Genomic DNA, 25,025 nt, shown 5'->3' on the forward strand with positions numbered 1-25,025 from the left:
ATTCTTTGCCTGTTACTTATAAATACAATTTGTGTTTGTTAATTTTTAATATAGGAAAAGCAGCTAATCCTGTAATTGCTTTATATTGTTATAAAAAATATTCTTCTTTTTTAACTTTCCTAAAAAATCTTCTCACATCATAAAGAGAATCTGTTACCCTATAATCTTTAAGAGCTTGAAGAACTCTTTTTCTGTACTTTCCTTTTAAGCTTACTCTATAATCAAGTATTGAAATAACACCTGTATCCGTTTCACATCTTATAAGCCTTCCCATACCTTGCTTTAGCTTTATTAGCATTTCAGGGAACACAATGTACTCTATAAATTCCTTTAGCTCCTCATACTGCATTTTTTTATGCTCATAAATAGGTGTAGGTGTTGGGAAAGGCAAATTTACAATTATAAGTGATGATAAAATATCTCCAGGACAGTCAACGCCTTCCCAAAAGGAACCAGTTGCAAATAAAACACCGTTTTTACTCCTTTTATAAGCATCAACGATGTTCTTCTCACTTTTATCCATCTTAAATAATGGATATTCTATTTTAGTTTTTGTTAATTCATAAACCTTTGATAACAGTGAATAGGCTGTAAATAGAACTACTGCATGTCCAAAAGATGCATCTATAAGCCTTAAAATTTCATCTGCTATGGCTGAAATATATTCCTCACTTTGCTTATCTGGATAAGGTATGTTTTCATTAATATATAGTAAGGTATTATTCTTATAGTCATAGGGTGATGAATAACTAACTTCACTTAGCTTATTACTGTAGCTCATATCTATTCCTGAAGTGCTTTTAAAATAATTAAAGCCTCTATCATCTGAAAGTGTACCTGATGTTAGTATCTTAGGCACTCCACTTTTCCATAGAACCTTATAAAGCTGTTTTTCCATATCCGTTGGAATAGAGCAAATAGAAATTAATCTTTCACTTTGTGGATTTTCAAGCCAATAAATTATATTAACCGACCCATGAAATATTTCTATAACTTCTCTTAAACTTTCAATCATTAACTCAAGCTGTCTATTTTTTTCAATATCAGCTTTACAATATAGGCTTATCTTATCAAGTTTTAAAATGATATTTCCAAGTATTTTTCTTTCATATGCTCCAAGTTTAACTCTAATCTGAGAACTCTCTTCCCCAAGCTCAATGTTTTTTAACTGATTTAAAAGACTTTGATAGAACTTTTTAGCCTCCAGAGATAAATCATCTAAATAGCCTTTTGCCACTGTCAAATATGCTTTATTTCCCTTTATTTTACTTTTTAAGCTATTAACAATAATAAGTACGTCTTCATAAGAAAATCTTTTTTCAAAAATTTGAATGGCAGCATCCATTAATTTATGTGCTTCGTCAATTATTGCTACCGAATGCTCTGGCATAAGACTTGTCTTTCCTTTAGATCTTTTAATTGCATCGGCTATATAGTAGTTATGATTACAAACTTGAAAATCATGGGTTGATGATTTTACATATTTCATGAGTTCTATATAACTACAATTTTCATAAAAAGGACAACTATAATTACAGCCTTTAGGTACATTTATCTTTTGTACTATATGATTTTTAAGTCCCTTATACTCATCTAAATCTATTGAAATTTCTCCTATTCTTAAACCTATTAATTTATTAAGCAGTTCCTTATCAATATCCTTATCACTGCTTTTCAAATAGTTCATTATTCTACTAAATCTTAAGATACAAAAATAATGTTCTTTACCTTTTCTTAAAACTGCACTTAATGGCTTATCTATAATCTTATTATCAACTAAAATTTTTGATAAAACTGGTACATAGTTCTTAATTATGGCATTCTGTAACTCAATACTTGATGTTGATATTATTGAAACTGATTTGTTCTTACCTGTTTTATAAAGGGAATATACTATAGAGGCTACTAAATATGCATAAGTCTTACCAGTACCTACCCCTGCTTCACAGATTGAAATATTATTATTTTTTATACCATTAAATATTTTTTTAGATAGTTCAATTTGATTATCTCTTACTATAAATCCATTTCCATACATGAGCCTTTTGAAAATAAATTCAATCATTTCTTGTGGCTCCAATAGGAAATTTTCTCTTTCCTTTTTCATTTTCTTCTCCTCACATCTCCTTGACAGCACAAGGATACGGTGGAATTTACTCCACCGCATAGTTTCTGCTGTCAAGCAGTTTATTTATAAAAATAATTTTTTCTAAATTAATATGCATCATATTTGTTCTCAACACCCCTGACACCTTCGGGCATATATCAAGTTGCTTTTGGAGAAGCATCATATAAGCTGCCATGGCTATAAGTTCTCAAACCAAAGGAGCGTTATCCCATCATTCTTTGTGGGCTGCCCAATGCCGATAAGCGTTCAAGGCAGAAGTATCATTATTTATCCCTTTGCCTGTCATCGCAATTAGTCTTTCCACAGACTATTTAAAGCTAGAGTTAATCGCTCACATATTTAATGGTCCTGGCGCTCTGCTTAAGTTGCTTGCCGTGTCCCAGCAGCAAAGGTAGTTTTCTTGATATATGGAGTATTAAATTCTCAAAGAACTATAAAAGCACTTATAAAAAATGCCTTCACTATATAGCCTTGAGAAAATACATTAGGGGACAAAAGTTGAAAACTTTATTTATTTTTTTCTAAGATTACTTTTAATTTTTTTATTGCTCTTTGATGTTTCTTTTTTGCAGTTTCATCCTTTACTTGCAGTTTTAATGCTATTTCATTTATAGAAAGCCCAAATCTATACCTAAGCTCAATTACTTTAAGATCATCTTCTTTTAAACTTTTCAGTGCTTTTATAAGCCGTGGGTTTGAAATTAAATCAATGAATTTCATAAGCTTGTCTACCTCTTTTTCAACCTGAGAATCTTTTTCTGTTTCTGCAAATTCCACTGGCACCTCACAACTTTGTAAATATTCCAGAGAAATGTTATGCCTATAATACTTCCGTTCATTGTTCTTTTCTTTTTTGTTTTCTTCCTCAATAACAACTTTGAATTCTTCATTAAATTTTTGTTTTTCTTCCTTTGACATTTTTAATAACTCCTTTCAGAACGCAAAAAGGAGCCGCACAAAATGTGCGACTCCTTCCTGAGTTTTTATATTAATTTTTAATTTTGGGTATAAAAAAAGCCCTGAGGCGTATATAAACGCTTCAAGGCTAAAAAACAGCTAATATTATTTCCATTGTATATATCATAGCAGTATCAAAGTATGGTGTCAGTACCAGTTATGTATCTTTTTAGTATCAATCTTGTATCAATTTTATGCTTTTAATTTCTTTCATAAAATTAGGAAATAAAAATCCCCATAGTATTGTTCCAAGTAAATTAATTGCATTTTTCTTCTCTCTATAATAGGTAGCTCTTGAACAACATAAGTAATCAATTATTTCACTTTCACTATAAGGGTAGGCAGAAATATATATCTTATAAATTATTGAATAATACCTCTCTCCATTTTCAGGATAGGACTTTAACATAAGTAAAGCTTTTTCAATTAAATTTATAATACTTTTACTATCTTCTATAGATTGCAGCCTACTTTCAAGTCTTGCTTCTGTTATGAATTCTTCTGTATCAGTAAGACTATGTAATAGTTCATCCAGTCTCTTTCCAGAGAAAGAAATACAATCTTCCTCTATCTCATCAAAGGAATTATTTATTCTCCATAAAACTTTATTGTATAGTTTTAAAAGCAGCTTAGTATTATGATAAATATTAGGACTTACTTTCTTATTATCTTTTATGTTACCAATTCCAGCATTAATATTATTACTTTGAATTTCTTCAAAAATAGCCATTTAACACATCCCCCTTACACTTTACCCATTGACAGAAATATTGTTCTAAATTAGAATAATATTATGAACTTTCGTTCTAATTATAAGTATATATTGGCAAATTTATCTTGTCAATAATTTCAAGAACAAATGTTCTGTTTTTTAAATTTATATATTTGGAGGTCACGGAAATGAATTTTGGTGATAAAATAAAATTACTCCGTAGAGAAGCTGGACTTTCTCAGGAAGACTTAGCCAAAAAGTTAGGTATTACTCAAAAATCTATCTGTAATTACGAAAATAATACTAGATTCCCTAAAGGGCAAAAAATTATTACTGGACTTGCTGAAATATTCAATGTTTCAGTAGATTACTTAATTTCAGATAATGAAAATATTTCAAGAAATGAGAATTTTATATCTTCTGCTAAAGCTGAGTTTGGTTATAAAGGTAAAAAAGAAGCAGAGATGATTTTAAAGAGAACTTCTGCAGTACTTGCAGGCGGGGAATTGTCCGATGAAGATAAGGATGCTTTTTTTAAGTCAATTACGGAAATATATTTTGATGCAAAACAAAAGGCAAGAAAAAAATATGGTAATAAATCAGCATCTATAGGCAATGACGATAATAAAACTCCTTAAGAGAGGTAATTGCTTATGACTAATTTTATTTCTAAAGAAGTGGATAAGCTTATTAAAAAATATAAGACAAGAGATCCTTTTGAAATGGCTAAAGATATGAAAATTAATATATGCTATCATGATTTAGGCAACTTAAAAGGATATTATTTTTACCAGTCTAAATTTAGATACATTGTAATAAACAAGAACATTCAAGAAGAACTTTTACCAGTAATATGTGCTCATGAGCTTGGACACGATAGATTTCATCAAAATTATGCCAAAAATGATGCCATAAGAGAATTCTCTTTGTTTGACATGACTTCAAAGTCCGAAAGAGAAGCTAATCTTTTCGCATCAGAACTATTAATTCCAGACTCTACTATGATGGAATTATTTAATGAAGACTGTACCTTTTCATCAGTAGCTGCTGAACTAAACGTGCCTATTGAGTTAGTTGATTTTAAAAGTCAAATATTAAAAGCTAAAGGGTATAATATAAGTCCACTATGCATTTCTAAAGGAAACTTTTTAAAGAAGTAAAAAGCATTGAACTTTTTTGATTTGAGTCAATGCTTTTTATATTTTACAGTTTAAATTTAGTATTTAATTGAATCATTGACTTTAGTATCTCTCTATAAAAAACTTCACATAAATAAGAATAATCATTATTTAGATCTGCTTCTTTTAAAGCTTCATAGTAATAATCTTTATTTTCATATTTTAAGTAGACAGGAGGTAGCCCTTTAATCTTAAATAGCCAATTTAACATAACCCTAGAACACCTGCCGTTTCCGTCAATAAATGGATGAATTACAGTTATTCTATGATGGATTTTTACAGCTTCTTCAACATATTCTGCGGTAGACATGTTATTCATTTTATTTATTAATTCCTTTAACTTTTCTTCTAGTTTTAACAGCTCATTAATTATATTATTATAGTCAACTGTTTCAAACTTTGCTTCTGTAACAAAATTATTCGAGTTTCTTATTTTCCCTGCGGCTTCTGGGAATGGTGCAAATTGAAAAAGCATAGTATGTAGCTTTAAAAGTTTAAAAATACTAATTGATTCTTCAGTTTCTAGTAAAAAATCATAGATAGATGCATGTCCAACAACTTCAATTATATCTTTGTATTCAGATTTACAATATTCACTGTTTTGCTTATAAATTCTAATATCTGTTAGAATTTCAGCAACATCCTCTCTATCAATATTTACCCCTTCAAGTCTATTTTCATTATAAATAAAGTCATTTTTGAATTTATACCAAACAGCCTTGCTTTCATTGTTATAAAAATAATCATAGGAATTTATTATATTTCTTAATAATGATGAATCATATTTCTTAAGCCCTAGCTCAATTCGCTTTTTATCAGGTTTAAATTTATTTATTCGCTTTTTTAGCTTTGAGGGTTCTATGTCTCCCTCAACTTTATTAAGTTTATAAGCTATATTAAACACACATGCTTCAAAACTTACGCCAAAATAATCAGCAATGTAAATAATATTTTCAAAACTTACATAGCCATTATTTTCAAACTTCTCTACCTGTTTTTTTAATTCTTCTGTTGGCATTAATAATTCACTAGCAAATTTATCAGCATACTTTTCAATAGGATTTTTTTCTCTTCCATCAATTGGACATATGGAACTTTCATTTTTATCTTTTATATGATGGCATAGTTCATGTGCGGCTGTAAATCTTTGTCTTGTTATTGGTCTATTGTTATTTATACCTACAATAGCTATATCATCCTCATCTTCAGGAACAATATAAATACCTTCTAAATCCTTAAAATCCCTGAATTGATAAACTACATTCATCTGCTTTAAAATATCAAAAGGATCTATTGGATAAGAAGGTATTCTTTGAAAAAAATATATTTCTAAAACTTTCTTTGCAAGAATTTCTGGCTTATAGAAATAATCTGATAAATCTATACTACTAAACATTTGCTACAAGTCTCTCTTTTATTTTTTTCTTGAATTCAATTAAATTCATTATTTCTTCTTTATCTATATCTGAAAGACTAGAAAATGCTCTTGCAAACATTTTAGTTTCTTTGGTATTGTCCTGATCATAAACTAACTCATCTAAGGTTACTCCATATAATTCAGCAAATTGCTTTAATTCATCTGCTGTTACTTTTCTACTTCCCGTTTCGATAGCAGTTATTGTTGTTCTATGAACCTTCATTACATCGGCAACATATTCTTGTGAAAGTCCTAAGTTTTTTCTAGCTTGTTTAAGCCTTTCATTTAACTTATTTGACATACCTCTCACTTCCTTTCACTATTATTATATGCAATTTAGATTGTTTTGGCAACAAAAAATGTTAGATATTCTAACATTTTTATTGTTACCATCTCATTTTAAATTTATACAATGTTCCTATAATTCTATATAATGCACTTTTTACAAGTTCTTATTTCTCTATCCTTAAGTGTATTTGCAAATTTTTCTGCTTCAACAAAACTTGAAAATTCCCCATGCCATTTTCCATTCCTATTTCCATGAATATTCTTATTATTACCTTTTCCATGGTTACAAAATACACAGCTATCTTTGTGAATTACTGCTTTCTTTTCTGCTACCCAATTTTCATAAACCCAATATTTATTAGTAACACTTGTTATATCTTTGCTATTTTCTACTTCAACAATAAGAATTTTAAATTTACCCCATTTTTCATCACTAATACTACTATAATCCTGCCAGTTTAATTTATAGTTTCCCTGCAGCAATAAAGATTCTTCTCTGCCCTTTTTAGTCCCTATTCCTGCTGCTTCTCCCCATTTAAGTTCACCTGATTTTATTTCATCTTGATTTATTCTAAAATTCCTATCACAGGTTTCCTTAGCAGAGGACTTTGTCCAATAACTACAGTCATTAGTTAGAAAAATAGCATACCCCTTCTTATATTCATTATGGTTATAAATGAGTTTTTCAATTCTCATAATATCCTTTAAGAAGTCATATCTTCTTATATCTTGTGCTCCATGATTTTTTAATAAATATCTCTCTCCATCTACAATAGTATCACAAGCAGCAGTTACATATTTTAACTCTATAGGATAAAACTCATCCTCTTCTTTAAGAAGAATATCAATACGCATAGATGGATCAATATGTGCCGGAGAGTATTCTAATCTAACATCACTTTTGGGCATATGCCTTTGCAGCTCCCAAGAAAGAGCAAACTGAAAGTCTGCTTCGGAAAAAAATATTTTTCTTTTATTGCTCAAGGAATTTATTGTGTTAATTATATTTTGTTTTGAAATCATTTATAATACCTCTCTTAAATTTTATCAGCATAAACCATTTGCATAAACAGTCCTCTGCTATCCTTCATTGGATTTTGGGGTATAGTTTTAAATCCATTTTTATATCCAAGCATTCCAGTAATAGCAAGACATAATGCATCTATGATATCATCCTTAATCCCTTTCAACTTTTCATCAGAATATAGTACTTCTCTAATTTCATAAGTTTTCTCATAATAGCGGCTCAATACCTCTAATCTTCTTTCCATTCCTTCTTCTGTTTTCTTATTTTCAAAAATAGGCATTGCCATTGTTCCATCAAAATTAAGCATTGCAAAACAAATTTCTGGATGGCTTTCTAAAAACCTATTTTTATACTCTGGTGCATTATTTAAAAATTCATCTATCTCTTTTATTTTGCTGGAAATAGAAAAAGATTGTTTGCTTAAACCTTTTCCTAATACATCTCTATTTATTTCATTAGCCCTATAATAATCATCTTCATACACAGTTTGTCTACATGGCACTGTAAATATACATGATGATCTTGAAGATAATATTTTTCTTCCTTCTGTTTCTGGTCTTATATCACATGTATTTTCAGGAAGTCCGATAGGCATATCTATTAAAATAGTATTACTATCATTATATTTTTCACATATTTCTTCTATATTTTTAAAAACATTAATTTCAAAACTATTTTCTGTTATATTTACTGCTACATAACCATATTTACAGCCATCAACACCGACATAACTATTCTTAATATCAGATTTGTTTATGTTTTCAAAGGCATATATAAATTCGCTTTCAACATTTTTAAAATCTCTTTGTGAAAAGTTATGCTTCATAGCTATAAAAGGCTTTTCATCAAATATTTTTTCATCCATAAGCTCTATAAATTCATAATAAAGCATTGCATCATCAATTTTTCTTATTTTATCTATTTCATCTTCTGTTAAATTAATAAGTCCAAATTTTTCATATATTACCTCTTGAAGCTTTTCTTCTATAACAAAATACTCTGATAAATTCTTTTTAACAGGTCTTGTTAAATCTGAAATATAGCTTTCACTGGCATCGTGTAAAAGACAGCCCAGCTGAACTCGCTTTGAATATCCTCTAATTTTTGCTTCCTTATAACAATTAACGCAGTGCTCCGCTACAGAATAAAAGTGTTTAAAATGCCCGTTTGCTCTTGTCATCAAAGAAAGAGCATGGGCTATATCTTCAATTTTTATATCTTCCATTAATGGTTCTAAAGGATAAAATTTAGTTTTTGTAGGTTAAGATGTAGTCGGACATAGTTTGTTCTCTCCTCTTTATATCTTTTCAAACACCTTCTGACTCTTAAGCTCTTTTAACATCCCCTCAACTAATTCTGCTTTTTTAAAAGACTCTATAACTGTACCCATTTCAATATTTCCTTCAATTCCATGATAAGATAGATTTGAAGAAGAAATAAAAGTTTTATAGGAATCTATAACTATTACTTTGGCATGAAGAGCTGCCATCTTGTCTTTTGTGTTTTTGTTATAATCATAAATATTTAAATACCTACTCTTATACAATAAAAGCTTATCTAAATGTTCTTTTTTATTCTCAAAATCATTAAGATAGAAATTTACATATATACCTTGTCTACTTTTATTAACTATCTCATCAAATAGTTCTATAGCATAGTCGGATATTGAGTAACCTGTTAAAGTTATACTCTTCTCCGCACTAAATATTAATTCTTTTATGATTGCACTGGTCTTTCTGGCATTTAATTTGAAACTATTTGGTGCTGTTATTACAATCTCAACCTTTTCAGTATTTTTATAATTATATAAACCAATTGCAACTTGAAGTAATCTATTTGCTTCTTCAACAGATAGATTTGGGAATCTCTTATTAATTTCTATAAGAGATTCCTTAAAATTCAAGTTAAAATCCAAAGTATCATTAATTTTTTCAATATCTGATACAATGGTTTCTATAAGAAGTGCTTCACTTATACTTCCATTCCACATAGTTCTTTCACCAAATCTTTAAAATAACTACAATCTCCATCTATAGCTAAAGGTACAACAAGTTTTCTATCTAATAATCTGTTTCCATTTTCACAGGCTGTTTCTGAAATCATTGCACAAGAATGACAAGCAGCACCATTTAATCTTTCATCAGAAGGCTCATTTGCCATACATTCTGGATCTGTTGTACAGGTCAGTGCATTTTCCAATGCCTGCTTTAATAGTTTATTAAAACTCCTTATTTCACCCATTTCAACTAATCCACCTAAAGATCCTTCTTTATCAGCACTTCCAGTATAAAGTAATATGCCACACATGTTTTCACTACTGTATATTCTCTCTTTAATCGCAGAGGATGAATAACCGCAAAGCATAGCCATTTCCTTAATCATTAAATGAGCAAAAGTATGTAAGAGAACGTATTCCGCATTTCTTTCCTTAAATTTTGTCCATCCCCTCGATTGACAAAATTCGCTATAATAACTCTTATATTTTTCTGATAATTTTTGAGTTTTTAGATTTTGCTTCCATTCTTTAACTGTTTCTTTGTTAAATTCTATAAAAATCCCTTCACCATTAATTTCAACTGCTGGCAGCCAAGGTTCTACTTTACTTTTTGTTAGCGGCACTATATTTTTAGGATCATCTACTTCTGGTTCAGGTGCTTCCATTCTCATAAAACCTAGTAATACCATTACTTCTCTTAATCTATGAACTTTAATAATCCTAGAAAAATATTTTGATAGATAATTAGGAACGGCTTCTTCCTCTGCTTTAAAGTATTTTACATTTGTTTGGTATATCATATCATCATGATGAGTAATCGCTGCATATTCCATTTCTTTAATCTCAGTAAACTCTTTTATTTTTTCATCTCTTTTTTTAACTGCAGCATTAAATTCTTCTCTTGAGCATCTTTCTTTAAAATACTTCTCATAAACTTTTGTTACTCCCATTTCACCAAAATCATCCCTATAATTGATAATGTCCCTGTAGTGTTCATCAACTAATGAATATAATGGATTTATCCAAGGTGGAATTGATATTGCACTTCTTATTACAGAAAAATAAACGTTAGAAGCTCCACGCTGTGATGGAATAACTTGTTTTTTGCAAGTAGAATATACTCCTTTTGAATTTTTAATTATTCTTGGGTTATGGGGATGTCTACCACTACATTTTAATTCTCTAAAATTATCTGGACTTGTTGCGCCACTCATATTTCTTGAAGCCCCACAATCACACTGAACTATTAACTCTGCTAATGATGATGTATTTCCAGTAGAAATTAATTTCATACTTTTTTTACAAGTAGTTTCTCCTTTATGAACCCACCATCTCCAAGGAAAATCATCAAGATGTCCGTCAGTACATGCCGTAATAAATCTGGCAGGATATGCTTTAAAACCACATAAAGGACACACTGGACCGTTTTGAATATATTTATCTAAGTTAAAATTTTCTGTAATGTCAAATAAGTTATTGCACCTACTATTAGAACAAACATGATAGCTTGGAAATGATACTACTGGAATATCCCCAATAAAAGAAGCTTTAGGTGTTTTAAAAAAATCCACTCCTAAGTAAGAAGCTAATCTTGAATCATATATTGTTTTTCCATAAGATGTCCAATAATTAATATCTAAGACTGTTACCGAATCATTAAGAGCATCTAATATGGAGCCTGGACCAAAAGTTGTTATTAATTGGTTAGGTCTTAATTCACCCAGTTTATTTATTTTCATTCTTATTAGCCTCCTCTGTAAAATAATAAAGTGCCGATGAACTTTCAACTTCTCTCATTGAATTAAGTGTAGGTTTTTCTTTAGCAGTACAATATTCGTTGTAATAATTTAACAATCTATTATACTTTTCAGTATTTTTAATATAATAATATAACTCTTTTTCTTCTTTTGATAAACATTTCCAATCTTCAATAAATTGATTGATTTCAAAAGATGTATCTTCTTTTGCCTTAGCTGATACTACCTTAAGCCTTTCTATTATTACTTTCTTTGTTTCTTCTATTATTTCATTTTCAATATCACAAATACTATTTGCTCCTTTGTTAGCAGCCATAACTTCATTTTTTAATCTTAATAAAGCTACAACTATTGCATGAAGAACTCTATCTCTTGCACGAGCAGAAAATGGTGTTGCAGTAGTTCCTTCTACATATCTATACATATGTGAGTGGAACCCTTTAAAGTTTTCATAGTGAGATAAATCCCTCGGTCTATATGGATTATAAATGGTAACTACAAGCCCAGGAAACCTTCTTCCTATACGGCTTGTGGCTTGAATATATTCAGAATTCTGCTTAGGTTGTCCCATTACAGTCATTAACCCAAGTCTATCAACATCCATACCAACTGCAATCATATTTGTAGCTATTGCAACATCTAAACATTCTTCATTGTCATGGGATAGAGTTAATTGTTCTAATAGTTCTGCAATCTTATAAGAAGATATACGTGAGGTAATTTCTTTTGTTCTCTTTAAGAATCTTTCCTGATTATATCTATATCTTTTCTTTATTCTTTTTATTCTCTTAGGAATGTCATCCTGTAATAACCTTACAGTACCACCTAATTCTCTTATACTATTAAAATAACCAATTAAAGTATAATAAGGATCTATAAATTCTTTATACTCTTCATCATTTAATAACTCCTTAACTGTTTGAAGCAGCACTGCATATATTCTAAGTACAGTAGTTTTCATTGATTGCCCACTGGCACAAACTGAACAATATTTTCTAAAGGGCTTATCAGCTAAACTAATTTCTTTAATAAAATAACTATCTCCAATATCAAAACCACTTGGTGGAAATTGAGAGAAACTATTCCTTCCATATAAACATCTTATTTGTTCATCTGCGTTTTTTATAGTTGCTGTGGAAACTATGTATTTAGGTAATATTTTCTTTCCATTCCTTGTAAATGAACACATTTCTTCTATTACAGTTTCATAACCTCCATAAATTGTTCCGAGAGGACCTGTTATAAGATGCAATTCATCTTGAACTATAAGTTCTGGTGGATAGAATTGTCTTGTTTCAACAACTTTAGCTGCACTTAAATTTTCTTTTTTATTATGGCGATTTGGATGGTCTTCTCCACAAGCTATATATCCATGCCTTTCACAAACTCTATCTGTTCTACCGAAGATTAATCCAGTTTTTTCATCCCAAGGAAGCCTTGCAAACTTATCTACTGTTGAAATAATTACCGTTGGGCATTTTCTATAAATTTCTTCATCTACAATATAAACTGGTATTGGCTTTTCTTTATATTTATAAAAATAGCAATTAGCATCGTGACAATAAATATTTACTTCTCCTTTTTCAATATCAATTTCATAATCCTCTCTATATATTTCACTCCCACAGAAAGGACAAGTAATAATTTGCTTAGTAAGTTTATTTACGGCTTTATCACTAGCTGTTGGATCTTCTTTATTAAACTTAAATTCATTAAAACTATTTGGAGTTACTCCACCTCCAACCCAAAATCCTATTGAAATTGGTGATTTACCATAATCATTTTCATTTTTACTTCTAATCATCTCTGCTGCACATATCATTTTGGTTAATCTATCACGTTGTTGAGTGGTTAAAAGTCTTAATGTATATCTTAAAATAACTGTTACTCCACCATCTTTTTCAAATTCTTTTTCATTACTTGCAGTTAATCTTCTATGTCCAATTACAAATGCAATCAATCCTAAATAAGCCTCAGTTTTTCCTCCTCCAGTTGGGAAGTAAAGCAAGTCAACATTTTTTCGTTCATTATCTATAGGATTTATACATCCAGAAATATTTAAAAGTATAAATGCTATTTGGAATGGTCTCCATTTGCTATGATCTTTTTTGCAAAATTCTTCATCTCTAAAACTACACTTTATACCGCTACCATATTTTTTTGAGAATTCACTCATTCCTCTTTGCAAATACATACATTGGTTCATAAAGCAAAAGGCTTTAAAAGCATAATCATTGCTTTCTATTTGCTCTATACCTTTAGAAATTCTATTATAAGCTTCTAGGCATGAATTTATAATCTTATCTCCTCTGTCTCTAAACCCCTCTTCTTGCATTTTGAAATTACTTTTTAAAGCATTAATCCATTTAAAATAATCACTATTTAAAGCTTTTAATCTGCTAATTGTTTCAGCTTTATTTGAAGGCTTAGCCATAAACTTCATAGAAAAATAATCTTCTGAAAATCCTTCAAGATTTGGACTAACAGAAGCAATTTCATGTTCAGGTATAAAAACAGTTTTAACCTCTATAGCCTTGTCTCCTTCTGATTTAGTCCAATCTGCAGCACACCCATTGCCACGAGCATAAATTGGTCTTTTTTCATAATAAAACTCATCTTCTATTTCAATGTCTCTGCAAAGATGTTCCGGTTCAAAAACTGGTTGATTGTCTATTCCTGAAACTATGAGTTCTGCTTGAAACATCACATTTTCAAAATCTCTTTCATCACAGGTTTCTTTCCCATTAACCAAATACACTGCAACTAATTTTGCACCACTCTTAAGCCTTATTTGTGATGATTTAATTTTAATAGATGGATCATCTTTTAGTGCCATTTCTATATTCTTATTCTTATTTTTATCTCCTATATCAAGAATAAGTTCTTCTTCCTTTGGAACACGTACAAAAACAGTCCTACCAGTTTTCTTTTTATTTTCTTCATCACTATCTTTATCTGGTTTTATCTTATCTTTATAATATTGTCCCCATTTTACTTTAACTTTTAATTTTTCTATGTCACTATTAACATAAAATCTTATTCCCATAGAAGATTGAAGCTTGAACTTAGCTCCAACCATCTCTTCTATTTCGTCTTCTTCATCATCTATATATTCTTCATCCATTGCTGACATAAAATCATTATTCTCATATTCCACATCAGGAGATACAGAAATTTTCCTAGGATATAGCAGTCCTGTTATATAACTGCTTAGTGGTGATTCATCTAACTTCTCTTCTTCTTCCAAAGGCCCCATTAAGTCAATTCTTAAAGCGTCAAGTAGCTTGTCCCTAACTTTACTATAAGATTTATCATTCATTCTCAATTCCCCCCAAATTTTCACTTAAACCAACTGTGTACATGAAAGAATTACCTATAATAACTTTATCCCCTGCAATAAGTCTATAATTCCATTGTTTTTTATCAGCATCCACTTCTGTTGCACACTTAGACCACTTTATTGCTGCTTTAGCCTTTTCAAGAACATCCTTATCTTCTGTTTCATTTTTAGCTTTAATTTCAATTAAATATTTTGAATCTGTAGTTTCCACAATAAAATCAGGATTATATTGTTTTCCTGCCTTATAGAATAATCCCATTTGATTTAGTGGTGGCTTAATCCATCTTAACACCTTTTTATCTTCCTCTAATATAACTGAGAATCTTCTTTCATCATCACTGTCAAAACCATATTCAGGATAGTAAGATTTTTTGTATCCTGTAAACAAATATTGTCTAATGTTCTTTTTATCTTTTATATCCTTGTAAAAATCAACACTTCCACCTGGTTTTATATTTTTTATAAAAGGTTTGAAAATAATCAGGTCTTTTTCTATTCTATATATAAATTCTGTATGCTCTTCTTTTGCTGCATAAATTTGCTTTTTTATCTCATTTACTATTAAAGTAGCATATCTTCTTACTACTTTTTTCTTATCCTCATATGAACCTTCAATAAGCTTAAGATATTGTTCTACCACATTTAATATATAGTCAGCATCTTCCGAACTAAACTCTGGTACACTTTCAAGAAGCATACATGCAAGTTCATTTACTGGATCATCAATTTCTAATGCTACTGCTTCAAGTGTTTCAAGTAATTTATTATTTATAACATCATATCTTTCAATGTATGATTGCTCCAGCTCAAAGTTAACAATGCCTTTCTTAACCATAATTGGTTTGAATTTTATTGTAGAACTGTATCCTATACTTATTTTAGGTGCAGAAATAGCGAATTTCTTTAACTTATTTATTTTTTCAATAAATTCATCTTTTTTCAGTATTGGAGTTTTAGTAATTTTTGCTTTATCTTTAGTCTTTGAGAGTTCTTCAAAGGCTTCTTTTGAATTTTCATCTATCTTCTCTTCAACAGTCTTTTCTAGTTCAAATAATGTCATCTGCTGTATATCGGAGTTATCCTTTGCTTTTACTTCTTTTGCATATGTTTTTAAGTATCCTTTATACAGGTCTTCCTGTATTCTAAGATCACTTATATCCTGAAAGGATTTCATATCAGTATAACTTATTGCTTTTTCAAATAATTCTAACTGCATATTATTAAGCTCTGGTTCTATTTCCACTGTTTCTGTTTGCTCTATGTCTTCTTCATCTAGGTTACGATTCTTATATACTGGATTTGATTTTACTTCATCAATTAATTCTCTATAATGCTCATGTGCTACTATATCCAATGTATCCAATTCTTCTTGTCCAGTTATTTTCCCAAAAGGTAAACGTAATCCCCTTCCTATCGTCTGCAATGTCAATATTTCACTTTTTGCAGCATTTAAAGGAATAATCGTAAATAAGTTATTAACATCCCAACCTTCCTTAAGCTTGTATACATGTAAAACTATTTCAATAGGATTGGTATTCTCTTCTATAGTTAATAGCTTTTTTATATTATCTTCAGTTTCTACACTACCTGTTTTAGAATGTATTTCTATAACTTTACCCTTATACTTTCCATCAAAAAAGGAATCAGAATCTATTAACTGTCTTATTTCCATAGCATGGTTTGTATCTTTACATGATATCAAAACTATAGGTTTTACTTGAGGTAATCCATTTTCACTACAGTATTTATAAACTGTGGCTTTTCTATGCTCATGCAGCTTAATACCATCCTTTATTTTCATTTCTTCAATATCTTTTTCAGTAAAACCTGCTGTATTTGTTCTTCCCATAACTACAGGTATTTTAAGAAATTTTCCTGCTCCCTCTGCTAATCCATAGCTGTAAATAATATTTTTATTTGTTGATTTCGGTGTAGCTGTAAACTCCAATCCTAATATTGGTTTCAAATAATCTATAGCTTTCATAGATGCAGGAGCATAATACCTATGTGCCTCATCCATACAAATTACTAAATCGTCAAAACTAGCAAGTACTTCCGCAAAGGACTTTCCTAATGCTTCTTGGAACTCGTGGAACTTAAATTGTACATCTCCTCTATTAAATATTTTTCCAATGTTAAAAATAAATATTTGAATCTCTGAAGAATTATCAATTTCTATCTCGCCTTGAACATATTTCACTGGATAGGATAAATAATTCTCACCATCATATACCTTAGGTCTTCCCATTTCTGCTTCTAATCCCTTAAACATATATTTAGGATGGTGCGGCATTACTTCCTTACGCAGTTTATCATATATTGTATTCCCTGGAGCCAATATAAAAAAGTGCTTGTAGCCTTTAGTTTTATATAAATAATATATAGAAGCCCCCATTAATCTTGTCTTACCAATACCAGTTGTCATTTCAAAACAGAAAGAAGGGAAGCTAAGCGTATCATCTATATTTATTTTAGATCCCATTTGACAATTTTCAGTAGCAATTTCTTCCGCCTGTTCTTTAGAATAGGTTTTATAATCAATTTTAGAACATATATTATCTAAAATTTTAAGAGCTTCAAATTGAGGTTCTCTAAGGCTCATTGCCCAATTTAATTTATCAACAATACTCATTTTACATTCCCTCGCTTTCAAAGGAACACTTATTTAAAAGGTCTTTTGGTATTTTCTTTATCTCAACGTTATCTGGCAGATTAATATCTGATTGCATTTTAGTACAATATATTAACAAAGATTGTCTTTCTTCCAACTCATTAACAAGAGAGAATACATATTTACTATTAACAAATTCATTAGTTACATGAATAAATCTATTTTCAGAAGATTTCCCATGAAAATTTCCAATTGGTTTATATTTAAATCCTTCTATTTTGCATATTGCCTCAGCCATCATGTCAAAAGTATAAGATGGATTTATACTATAAATTGGCAACTTAGAGTTTTTAATAAGTAATGGTTCTGCAAGTTCATAAAATTTAAAACCTCCTCCACCTTGCCAATTTACTGCTTTGGATATGCCTCCTTGTTCACCGTCAATAACTGCTTTAAGTCTTGGGATACAACACGAATAACAATGTTCTCCCAATTCAACTCCTATCCATTTTCTTCTCATTTTATGAGCTACTGCCGCTGTAGTCCCTGAACCTAAAAATGAATCTAAAACATAATCATCAGGTTTAGTTGAAATTTCTAGTATTTTTTTTATCAATCTCTCTGGCTTAGGTGTTGAAAATAACTCTGCTGTTGGTGTATCTGGGAAAATCTTTTTCAGTTCATATTTTGCTTGTCTATTATGACCAGTCTCCTCTAAATCAACCCATAAGGTTGATGGTGGTAATCCTTTTTGTTCATACAAATAAGTTCTTCTTTTTATATTTGTATAATCACTATTAAATCTAATTTCCCCAGTTTTCATTTTTTCTTCAAGTGTTTCCTTTGACCATCTCCACCCATTAGATGGTGGTGATATAACATTCCCATTAGGTGCTATAATATCATATTTCAAGTTAGGTCTTGGCTTAGGTGACGAAATAGGATTTCCATCAAACCATGGACCTCTTGGATCATTATCCGGATTTGAATAATGCCCCATCTGTGATTCACTTCTATCAATTTTATTTGAAACCCACTCTTCTGATTTTGAATATACCAAAATATAGTTATGATCTAGAGAAAACTTCTTAGCATCGTTGTTACTATTATCGGATGAACGCCAAATTATTGTGGAAACAAATCTTTCCCTACCAAAAATTTCATCACACAAAACTTTTAAATAATGAACTTCATTATCATCCACACATATAAAAATGCTACCATCTTCATGCAGCAGCTCATAAAACAATTCTATTCTATTTTTCATTAAATTTAGCCAAATAGAGTGTTCTATACCATCATCATAATCATGAAATGCTTGCTTTGTATTATATGGTGGATCTATAAAAATACATTTTATCTTTCCTGCATAATCCTGTTCTAAAGCCTTTAAAGCTATAAGGTTATCTCCATGTATTAGCATATTTTCAGTATTAGGATCACCATAGGATTTTGACTTATCTTCTATTAATATTCTTGGTTCTATCTTTTTCTCTTCATATTTTCCTACCCAAGTTAACTCAAGTTTACCTTGTTTTAGCATTATTGTTCCTCCGTTCAAAACTTTAGTATTAATCTAACTATCAAATAAGGATTTATATCAAACTGTTTCTTAAAATCTTCTTTAAGCTTACTTGCTTCATCCTCTATTTCCTGAATAGCTTCATGATATTTTATAATAATATTGTTACGTTCTTTTTCTCTTTCTTCTGCTTTCTTTTTATAATCTATTTTTTCTTTAAAAACTTTAGTTGCAGCACACTGCTCCATAATTTCTTGTATTTCAGATGTTATAGCTTCTATTTCTAAATTAAACTGCTCTTTTCTAATTTCTGCCCAGTTATTTATTTTAACATTATTATACTGAATTAACTTTTGGTATTGAGCATAATAATTTAGAGTTAATTCTTTATACATGCTATTACCGCACTTATCTACTTCTTTCTCTTTTATATTTATCTTTTCTGCTGTATTTTCATAAATGTTTTGAATTATATCAATTATACTCTTTTCATCTAAATTAATCTTATTATTATTTTCATCAAAAACACTTAATACTGGATATATAAGTTTTTCATTATTATAAAAACCACCTATGAAAATATATCCATGACTTAAATTATATTTATTTAAAATGTCACTTTTTACTTTGAAAGCAGCTGGCAAACCTATTTTACTGTTTGGCTTCTGTACATTTTCCCAAGCTACATTTTCATCCAAATAGTTAAATATTTCTGATAAAAATCTTTTATAATAGCCACTTTTATTATTTTCTTTTTCCTCAACAAGTAATGTTTTTAATTCTTTGAACCTAGTATTTCTTTTCCTATCAAAGTCCTTTTCAAGAGCTTTAAATTCTTTATTAAATTCACCTATACTATCACAGCTTTGATATATCTGTAATATCCTTTTTTCAAAATTCATACCTGATTCTAATAATCCAAGTGCTTGATCAGATGCACCAAACACTCCTTCAAACAACATAAACTTTTGCGATAAAATTTCATAAACTCTTCTATCTGCTAAATTTTCTGTATTTAATAAATTAATTACTATTGTATCGTTTTTTTGACCATATCTATGACATCTACCTATCCGCTGTTCTATTTTTTGTGGGTTCCAAGGCAAGTCATAATTTATAACAGTATTACAAAATTGTAGATTTAAACCTTCTGAACCTGCATCAGTAAGCAAAAGAATTTTACAATTGCTTTTAAAATAATCAACTATAGCATGTTTTACTTCTACGTTTCTACTACCAAATACCTTTCCAAAATTTTTCGCCTTCCATGCTCTGTAAATATCTCCAGTATGTTTATCCGATGTAGTTCCATTAAAAACCAAAACTTCATTCTCATATCCATTTTTAATAAGTTCATTAAAAAGATACTCTTGGGTTCTAACAGATTCTGTGAACACAACCACTTTCTCATCTATTTTTAGCTCATTTTGCCTTTTAAATGCAATAGATAATGCTTTAAACAATGCAGTTGCCTTTGCATTTTTATCTATATCTCTAGCTAATTTTACAATGTTATCAACTATATCTATTTCATGCTGAATAAATTCATTTACTTTTTCCTTATCATATAACTCAGCAATTTTATTTTCTTCCTCATCTTCATTATCATCATCCAAATAAGAGAAAAAATAATCAAGTCCTTTATCTACGCTTTCAATTCTTGTGCTTTCTTTTAATAATTTAAGTCTTTCCTTTAATACTTCAAAAGTTTCTGCAACTGCATGACTTGATGAGGCTAATAATTTTCTTACAACCACTGTAATTAAAGTTCTATTTGAAGACGGAATTGAGTACAAGATTTCCCTCTTCAAATAATCATTAACCATCTTATATAATATAGCTTCTGAAGGTGATAATTTAAAATCAACGGTTACACAAATTCTTTCTTTAAAAGATAAATAATCTGCTACATCTTTTCTTAAAGTTCTATGTATAACTTGGTTTATTTGTTTCTTTAATTCTTCATAGTTTTTATCCTTCAAATATCTTTTTCCATATATCTGTTTATCAAAAAATATTTTCTCATCTATAAAATAAACTAATCCATATAAGTCTAATAAGTTATTTTGAATAGGGGTTGCAGTAAGGAGAATTTTAGGAATTCCTTTTGTTAATTGATATAAATTTTTTGATGTCTTTGTCCCTGATTTATGAACATTTCTTAATTTATGTGCTTCATCAAATACAATAAAATCCCATGCTGTCTTACTGAATATATCATTCCTTTTAGAAGCATAATTATAAGAACATATTATTACTGCAACATTTTCATTCTCCGAATCGACCTTTTCATAATATTCATCCATATTATAGCTATCAACAATTGTGGAATATATATTAAATTTTTCTTCAAGTTCTATTTGCCATTGTTTTCTAAGATTTGATGGCATAATCAATAACACTCTTTTACCACCATTTTGAATAACATATTTTAATACAAGACCTGCTTCTATAGTCTTACCTAGCCCAACTTCATCCGCAAGTATAATACCTCCAGTTTTTAAAGAAGATACTGCTGAGCAAAAAGCTTCTACTTGATGTGGATTAACATCAATATTAGAACCTATTAAACAACTATATGGATTGTTTTTCAAAAACTCCTTTTTTATACTTGCATAATGTTGTATAAAAATATTATCTCCCATAATTCTAATTCCCCCAAAATAACGTTACTCTAACATTTCCCTAATCTTTTCTGCAATACCTTTTGCCATTAATGGTGGAACTGCATTGCCTATCTGAACAAATTTTGCAGTTCTAGGGCCTTCAAAATAATAATTGTCAGGAAAAGATTGTACTCTAGCTGCTTCTCTGACTGATAAAGAACGACATTGATTAGCATCTGGATGAATGAAATAATGTCCATCCTTTGAAATATGTGCCATCATTGTTTGTGCACTTTCTATATCTCCTGCTACTACTTTGAATCTATCTAAAAATGCTTCTTTATTCTTATGAGTACATAGCTCTTCTGGCAAATCTGTATATTTTAATCTTCTATGTCCATCATTCCAAGCATTAATAGCCAATCTATATATTTTTCTATCTCTTTCATTATGGTTTCTGCACATATGATGAGTTAAAATATCATTTTTCTTTCTTATACCACTCCATCTTAAATATTTATTTATAGGCTCTACGTATTCATTAATCTCTTCCCCTGGATTTAATGGACTTAAATCGCTTAGAATATCATTTACTATTGCATTAATTTTAATAGGCTGAAAATCTGGATATCTTAATCCGCTTCCTTTTCTCCAACCAATAATAATGATTCTTCTTCTATTTTGTAACACCCCAAAATCACTAGCATTTAATGGTCTTGCTTCTACTTCATATCCAACCCTTTTCATAAAAGCGATAATGTTTTTAAAGGTTTTTCCACCTTTGGCTGTAAGTATTCCTGGTACATTTTCAAACACGAACATATCTGGTTGATATTTATTTAAAAATTTCACGTATTGTTTATACAAATAATTTCTAGGATCATCTTCCATGTTATTTTCGTCTCTCGACCTACCTACAAGGGAATATGCTTGACATGGTGGGCCACCAATAATAACATCAATTTTATTAATTTGTTTTTCACGAATTATGTTGTCAATATTGTTAAATATATTCTCAATGGATTTATCTGATATTTCTTCATTCATAACTGTTGATAGTAGCTCATTTGGTACTGAACTATATAATTCCTCTTGAGAAATCTCCCCTCTGAGATATCTATAATACATGTTTATCCTTCTATGTTCTTTTAAATAATAATAGCATGTTCTTGTTTTCAATGTTAATGATGCATATTCATTCATCTCTATATGTGCAATAGGGTTAAAGCCTGCTGAGACAAATCCATCTGAAAGTCCTCCTGCTCCTGCGAATAAGTCAATAAAATTCATATATTAATTTCATCCTGCTTTCTAAATATTTATTCTTTTTTATATTTCCCTGATATAATACGTGCATCAGATGGCTTTTCAGCATTTTCTGGAATTGCCCATACAGATGCGTGTTTTGTAGCTCCTTTGATTCTTCCCTCTGCACATAATGCTTGTACTCTTCTTATAGTAATATTCCATTTTTTAGCTGCATCCTGAACTGTAATGTATCCCTTCATATTGCACCTCGTTAATTTGAAAATTATATAATATCCCACTTTTTATTTTATTCGCTTTAACGTAGAATTACAATAAATTTAGATGCATTATTTTATATTTCACCATATATTTACATGATATCTTATATATTTATTTTACTAATTGACAAGTTATACTTATCTTTCAATATCCCTATAAACCTTATATTGTATAGTTCATGGAGGGTACAAATTGTCGCTCTCCCCATGACATAGTGAACTTAATGCTGACATGATTGTAATCGGCTTTCTTTTTTTACCTATTTCATAGAAAATACTAGGGTGACAATTATATTTATTTACAAGATTTGCTTTATTCGAAGGAACGCCCATTGAAACATCTACTATATACGTTTTTTCTTTCTTTGTTTCATTTTCTATAACATCTTTTTCTTCTTCATAATCCTCAAAATTAACTACTTCAATATTCTCTATATTGCTTATTTCTTCTTTCACTTCAATATCTTTTAGCTTTTCTTCATCTAACTTATTTTCATTAGCATTAGGTTTAATATTATTATTTTCAGGCTTTATTTGAAGTCTATATAGATTAGAACTTTGTCCCCCATTATCCCTATATCTTTCTTCTTTAATAATGAATCCTTCTTCTACAAGAATATTCATGTTTCTTTGTATAGTTCTTTCTGATACTCCGCAGTCACTGGCTATAGTTTTTACAGAAGGAAAGCAGGTTCCTTCTGCATTAGCTCTATTTATAAAATAAAACATTATTTGCTTTGCTCTGCTTGGTAGATTTGATTTATATACTTTATCAAGCATTTCTCCTTTTTTCACAATAGCTCCTCCTCTCTTCAAGTTTAGGTAATAAAGTCATTAATTATTTCTTTGTATATATCTTCATTAATCTTTTCATCAAATAGACTTGGTGAATATTTAAGAAAATGTATATTATCCTTTCTGTTTACAAAGCTTTTTCTTATTTTAAAATTCTCTTCATTAGATACTGAAGTAAACAAAATATTATAATTAAAATCTTTTACAGAATTAGTTGTTTCATATGTTTCTATAAGCTCATAAGGCTTGCTTCCACTGCATAAAATTTTAATATTACAGCTTTTAAATATTGCTATATTTCCTTTGTTTAAGCTTCCTAAATCAAAGATTTGATAGTTTACATCATTAGGAAATTGCTTATTAGGATAGTATTCAACTCCTTTGTATCTATAATAATTTTCTACCTTTAAAAATTCATAATAAGCAGCTATTTCTTTTAAATGCCCACTGTCATTAGCTTCTGTATAACTTACCTTAGCTCCAATATTAAATAAAAATCTTGCCATATTAAAAGCAGTTGTAGTTGTACCAACTCTTGATGATACTCCCGCAACTGCTATTTTTATATTTTTATAATTAAATGTATACTGATTTCCATGAATTTCTTTTATATTCCAATCTTCCTCTGTCTTTCCTATATTGCTTAAACATTTTAATATTTCATCTTTAATCTCTTGTATTTCTTTAGAAATTATAACGTTGTAGATTTTTTCTTCTATAAGGTTTGATATTATTTTGTCTTCTCTTTTTAATCCTTCAGCAAAGATTATTATTCTTGAATCATACATGGCTTTAAAGGCTGTTATTGCTTCAATTATTTCATTTTCGGTATCTTTAAGAGCTTTTAAATCTATAGCAAAATAAGAGTAGTGACTTAAATTTCTCATATCATGAATTACAAATTTTTTTAAATAAAATTCTCCTGAAAGCTTTTTAATTACCATACCTTTTTCCTTAGATAAAAAATCAAATAATCCTATATTTTCATTGCTTGATAGATACAAAAGCACTGCTCTCACCCCTTGCCACTTTATAGTCTGCTGGTACGTCTATAGGTTTGTGATTAGGTTTATAAGTAAATAGTAAAATAAACCCTATAACCACAATTACAATATATATAAATAGCTCTATTAATAACTTCTTTTTCAAAGTACTCTACCCCTTT

At 29.5% G+C, this 25,025-nt stretch carries 20 protein-coding genes; 2 read left to right on the forward strand and 18 right to left on the reverse strand.

The window, feature by feature from the left end; all coding sequences use genetic code 11:
* Nucleotides 1–88: 88 nt before the first annotated feature.
* The 3 genes from BN2665_RS16700 to BN2665_RS16710 all read right to left on the reverse strand — a co-directional run bounded on the left by BN2665_RS16700 (nt 89) and on the right by BN2665_RS16710 (nt 3,815).
* The gene (locus tag BN2665_RS16700) at nt 89–2,107 is read right to left on the reverse strand and encodes an ATP-dependent DNA helicase (protein WP_008423905.1); all 2,019 of its coding nucleotides are present in this window, start codon (nt 2,105–2,107) and stop codon (nt 89–91) included.
* 528 nt (nt 2,108–2,635) lie between these two features.
* Nucleotides 2,636–3,046 carry an RNA polymerase sigma factor gene (locus BN2665_RS16705; RefSeq protein WP_008423903.1) on the reverse strand — a complete coding sequence of 137 codons (411 nt, stop codon included), beginning with the start codon at nt 3,044–3,046 and terminating at the stop codon, nt 2,636–2,638.
* Between the two features lie 214 nt (nt 3,047–3,260).
* Nucleotides 3,261–3,815, reverse strand: a complete 555-nt coding sequence (locus BN2665_RS16710; protein ID WP_055668222.1) for a hypothetical protein — start codon at nt 3,813–3,815, stop codon at nt 3,261–3,263.
* Nucleotides 3,816–3,985: 170 nt separating this feature from the next.
* Here BN2665_RS16710 and BN2665_RS16715 point away from each other — a divergent pair, with 170 nt between their 5' ends.
* Together BN2665_RS16715 and BN2665_RS16720 are read left to right on the forward strand one after the other, a co-directional pair.
* Nucleotides 3,986–4,435, forward strand: a complete 450-nt coding sequence (locus BN2665_RS16715) for a helix-turn-helix domain-containing protein (protein ID WP_055668223.1) — start codon at nt 3,986–3,988, stop codon at nt 4,433–4,435.
* A 15-nt stretch (nt 4,436–4,450) separates the two neighbouring features.
* Nucleotides 4,451–4,957, forward strand: a complete 507-nt coding sequence (locus BN2665_RS16720; RefSeq protein ID WP_055668224.1) for an ImmA/IrrE family metallo-endopeptidase — start codon at nt 4,451–4,453, stop codon at nt 4,955–4,957.
* A 43-nt stretch (nt 4,958–5,000) separates the two neighbouring features.
* Here the strand turns inward: BN2665_RS16720 and BN2665_RS16725 are convergent, their stop codons facing one another.
* From BN2665_RS16725 to BN2665_RS27390, 15 genes are all read right to left on the reverse strand, one after another.
* Nucleotides 5,001–6,371 (reverse strand): ImmA/IrrE family metallo-endopeptidase, encoded by a 1,371-nt coding sequence (locus tag BN2665_RS16725; RefSeq protein WP_055668225.1) that lies wholly within the window; start codon nt 6,369–6,371, stop codon nt 5,001–5,003.
* On the reverse strand, nt 6,364–6,693 hold the full coding sequence (locus tag BN2665_RS16730) for a helix-turn-helix transcriptional regulator (RefSeq protein WP_055668226.1): 330 nt from the start codon (nt 6,691–6,693) through the stop codon (nt 6,364–6,366). Before BN2665_RS16730 ends, BN2665_RS16725 begins: the two co-directional genes overlap by 8 nt.
* Before the next feature lie 125 nt (nt 6,694–6,818).
* Nucleotides 6,819–7,703, reverse strand: a complete 885-nt coding sequence (locus BN2665_RS16735) for a hypothetical protein (protein ID WP_055668227.1) — start codon at nt 7,701–7,703, stop codon at nt 6,819–6,821.
* 14 nt (nt 7,704–7,717) lie between these two features.
* Nucleotides 7,718–8,932 carry a DUF429 domain-containing protein gene (locus tag BN2665_RS27815; RefSeq protein WP_074042327.1) on the reverse strand — a complete coding sequence of 405 codons (1,215 nt, stop codon included), beginning with the start codon at nt 8,930–8,932 and terminating at the stop codon, nt 7,718–7,720.
* A gap of 72 nt (nt 8,933–9,004) precedes the next feature.
* The gene (locus tag BN2665_RS16745; RefSeq protein WP_055668228.1) at nt 9,005–9,697 is read right to left on the reverse strand and encodes a phospholipase D-like domain-containing protein; all 693 of its coding nucleotides are present in this window, start codon (nt 9,695–9,697) and stop codon (nt 9,005–9,007) included.
* Nucleotides 9,679–11,442, reverse strand: a complete 1,764-nt coding sequence (gene drmB / locus BN2665_RS16750) for a DUF1998 domain-containing protein (RefSeq protein ID WP_055668229.1) — start codon at nt 11,440–11,442, stop codon at nt 9,679–9,681. The genes BN2665_RS16745 and drmB overlap by 19 nt, the downstream gene beginning before the upstream one ends.
* Nucleotides 11,429–14,779, reverse strand: coding sequence for a DISARM system helicase DrmA (gene drmA / locus BN2665_RS16755; RefSeq protein WP_055668230.1), 3,351 nt, complete (start codon nt 14,777–14,779; stop codon nt 11,429–11,431). Before drmA ends, drmB begins: the two co-directional genes overlap by 14 nt.
* Nucleotides 14,772–17,432, reverse strand: a complete 2,661-nt coding sequence (locus BN2665_RS16760) for a DEAD/DEAH box helicase (RefSeq protein ID WP_055668231.1) — start codon at nt 17,430–17,432, stop codon at nt 14,772–14,774. The genes drmA and BN2665_RS16760 overlap by 8 nt, the downstream gene beginning before the upstream one ends.
* A gap of 1 nt (nt 17,433) precedes the next feature.
* Complete coding sequence (locus BN2665_RS16765; RefSeq protein WP_055668232.1) at nt 17,434–18,954, reverse strand: site-specific DNA-methyltransferase; 1,521 nt, start codon at nt 18,952–18,954, stop codon at nt 17,434–17,436.
* Between the two features lie 14 nt (nt 18,955–18,968).
* Nucleotides 18,969–21,578: a DISARM system SNF2-like helicase DrmD gene (drmD, locus tag BN2665_RS16770; RefSeq protein WP_055668233.1), complete on the reverse strand. Its 2,610-nt coding sequence runs from the start codon at nt 21,576–21,578 to the stop codon at nt 18,969–18,971.
* 24 nt (nt 21,579–21,602) lie between these two features.
* Complete coding sequence (locus BN2665_RS16775) at nt 21,603–22,829, reverse strand: DNA cytosine methyltransferase (protein ID WP_055668234.1); 1,227 nt, start codon at nt 22,827–22,829, stop codon at nt 21,603–21,605.
* A gap of 29 nt (nt 22,830–22,858) precedes the next feature.
* Nucleotides 22,859–23,047 (reverse strand): MerR family transcriptional regulator, encoded by a 189-nt coding sequence (locus BN2665_RS16780; protein WP_055668235.1) that lies wholly within the window; start codon nt 23,045–23,047, stop codon nt 22,859–22,861.
* 195 nt (nt 23,048–23,242) lie between these two features.
* Nucleotides 23,243–23,860 carry a helix-turn-helix domain-containing protein gene (locus BN2665_RS16785; protein WP_008423855.1) on the reverse strand — a complete coding sequence of 206 codons (618 nt, stop codon included), beginning with the start codon at nt 23,858–23,860 and terminating at the stop codon, nt 23,243–23,245.
* Nucleotides 23,861–23,883: 23 nt separating this feature from the next.
* Entirely contained in the window at nt 23,884–24,870 is a 987-nt protein-coding gene (locus BN2665_RS16790; RefSeq protein WP_055668236.1) for a hypothetical protein, read from the reverse strand.
* Nucleotides 24,845–25,009, reverse strand: coding sequence for a hypothetical protein (locus BN2665_RS27390; RefSeq protein ID WP_195892709.1), 165 nt, complete (start codon nt 25,007–25,009; stop codon nt 24,845–24,847). Before BN2665_RS27390 ends, BN2665_RS16790 begins: the two co-directional genes overlap by 26 nt.
* Nucleotides 25,010–25,025: the final 16 nt, after the last annotated feature.

Source organism: Desnuesiella massiliensis (assembly GCF_001403615.1).
Lineage (GTDB): Bacteria > Bacillota > Clostridia > Clostridiales > Clostridiaceae > Desnuesiella > Desnuesiella massiliensis.

What these genes read in the sequence shown, in the direction of transcription:
- drmD (WP_055668233.1), bottom strand. Translation starts at nt 21,578, where the DNA reads ATGGGAGATAATATTTTTATACAACATTATGCAAGTATAAAAAAGGAG.
- BN2665_RS27815 (WP_074042327.1), bottom strand. Translation starts at nt 8,932, where the DNA reads ATGGAAGATATAAAAATTGAAGATATAGCCCATGCTCTTTCTTTGATG.
- drmB (WP_055668229.1), bottom strand. Translation starts at nt 11,442, where the DNA reads ATGAAAATAAATAAACTGGGTGAATTAAGACCTAACCAATTAATAACA.
- BN2665_RS16710 (WP_055668222.1), bottom strand. Translation starts at nt 3,815, where the DNA reads ATGGCTATTTTTGAAGAAATTCAAAGTAATAATATTAATGCTGGAATT.
- BN2665_RS16760 (WP_055668231.1), bottom strand. Translation starts at nt 17,432, where the DNA reads ATGAGTATTGTTGATAAATTAAATTGGGCAATGAGCCTTAGAGAACCT.
- BN2665_RS16705 (WP_008423903.1), bottom strand. Translation starts at nt 3,046, where the DNA reads ATGTCAAAGGAAGAAAAACAAAAATTTAATGAAGAATTCAAAGTTGTT.
- BN2665_RS16725 (WP_055668225.1), bottom strand. Translation starts at nt 6,371, where the DNA reads ATGTTTAGTAGTATAGATTTATCAGATTATTTCTATAAGCCAGAAATT.
- BN2665_RS16735 (WP_055668227.1), bottom strand. Translation starts at nt 7,703, where the DNA reads ATGATTTCAAAACAAAATATAATTAACACAATAAATTCCTTGAGCAAT.
- BN2665_RS16720 (WP_055668224.1), top strand. Translation starts at nt 4,451, where the DNA reads ATGACTAATTTTATTTCTAAAGAAGTGGATAAGCTTATTAAAAAATAT.
- BN2665_RS16715 (WP_055668223.1), top strand. Translation starts at nt 3,986, where the DNA reads ATGAATTTTGGTGATAAAATAAAATTACTCCGTAGAGAAGCTGGACTT.
- BN2665_RS16730 (WP_055668226.1), bottom strand. Translation starts at nt 6,693, where the DNA reads ATGTCAAATAAGTTAAATGAAAGGCTTAAACAAGCTAGAAAAAACTTA.
- drmA (WP_055668230.1), bottom strand. Translation starts at nt 14,779, where the DNA reads ATGAATGATAAATCTTATAGTAAAGTTAGGGACAAGCTACTTGACGCT.
- BN2665_RS16765 (WP_055668232.1), bottom strand. Translation starts at nt 18,954, where the DNA reads ATGCTAAAACAAGGTAAACTTGAGTTAACTTGGGTAGGAAAATATGAA.
- BN2665_RS16775 (WP_055668234.1), bottom strand. Translation starts at nt 22,829, where the DNA reads ATGAATTTTATTGACTTATTCGCAGGAGCAGGAGGACTTTCAGATGGA.
- BN2665_RS16700 (WP_008423905.1), bottom strand. Translation starts at nt 2,107, where the DNA reads ATGAAAAAGGAAAGAGAAAATTTCCTATTGGAGCCACAAGAAATGATT.
- BN2665_RS16745 (WP_055668228.1), bottom strand. Translation starts at nt 9,697, where the DNA reads ATGTGGAATGGAAGTATAAGTGAAGCACTTCTTATAGAAACCATTGTA.
- BN2665_RS16780 (WP_055668235.1), bottom strand. Translation starts at nt 23,047, where the DNA reads ATGAAGGGATACATTACAGTTCAGGATGCAGCTAAAAAATGGAATATT.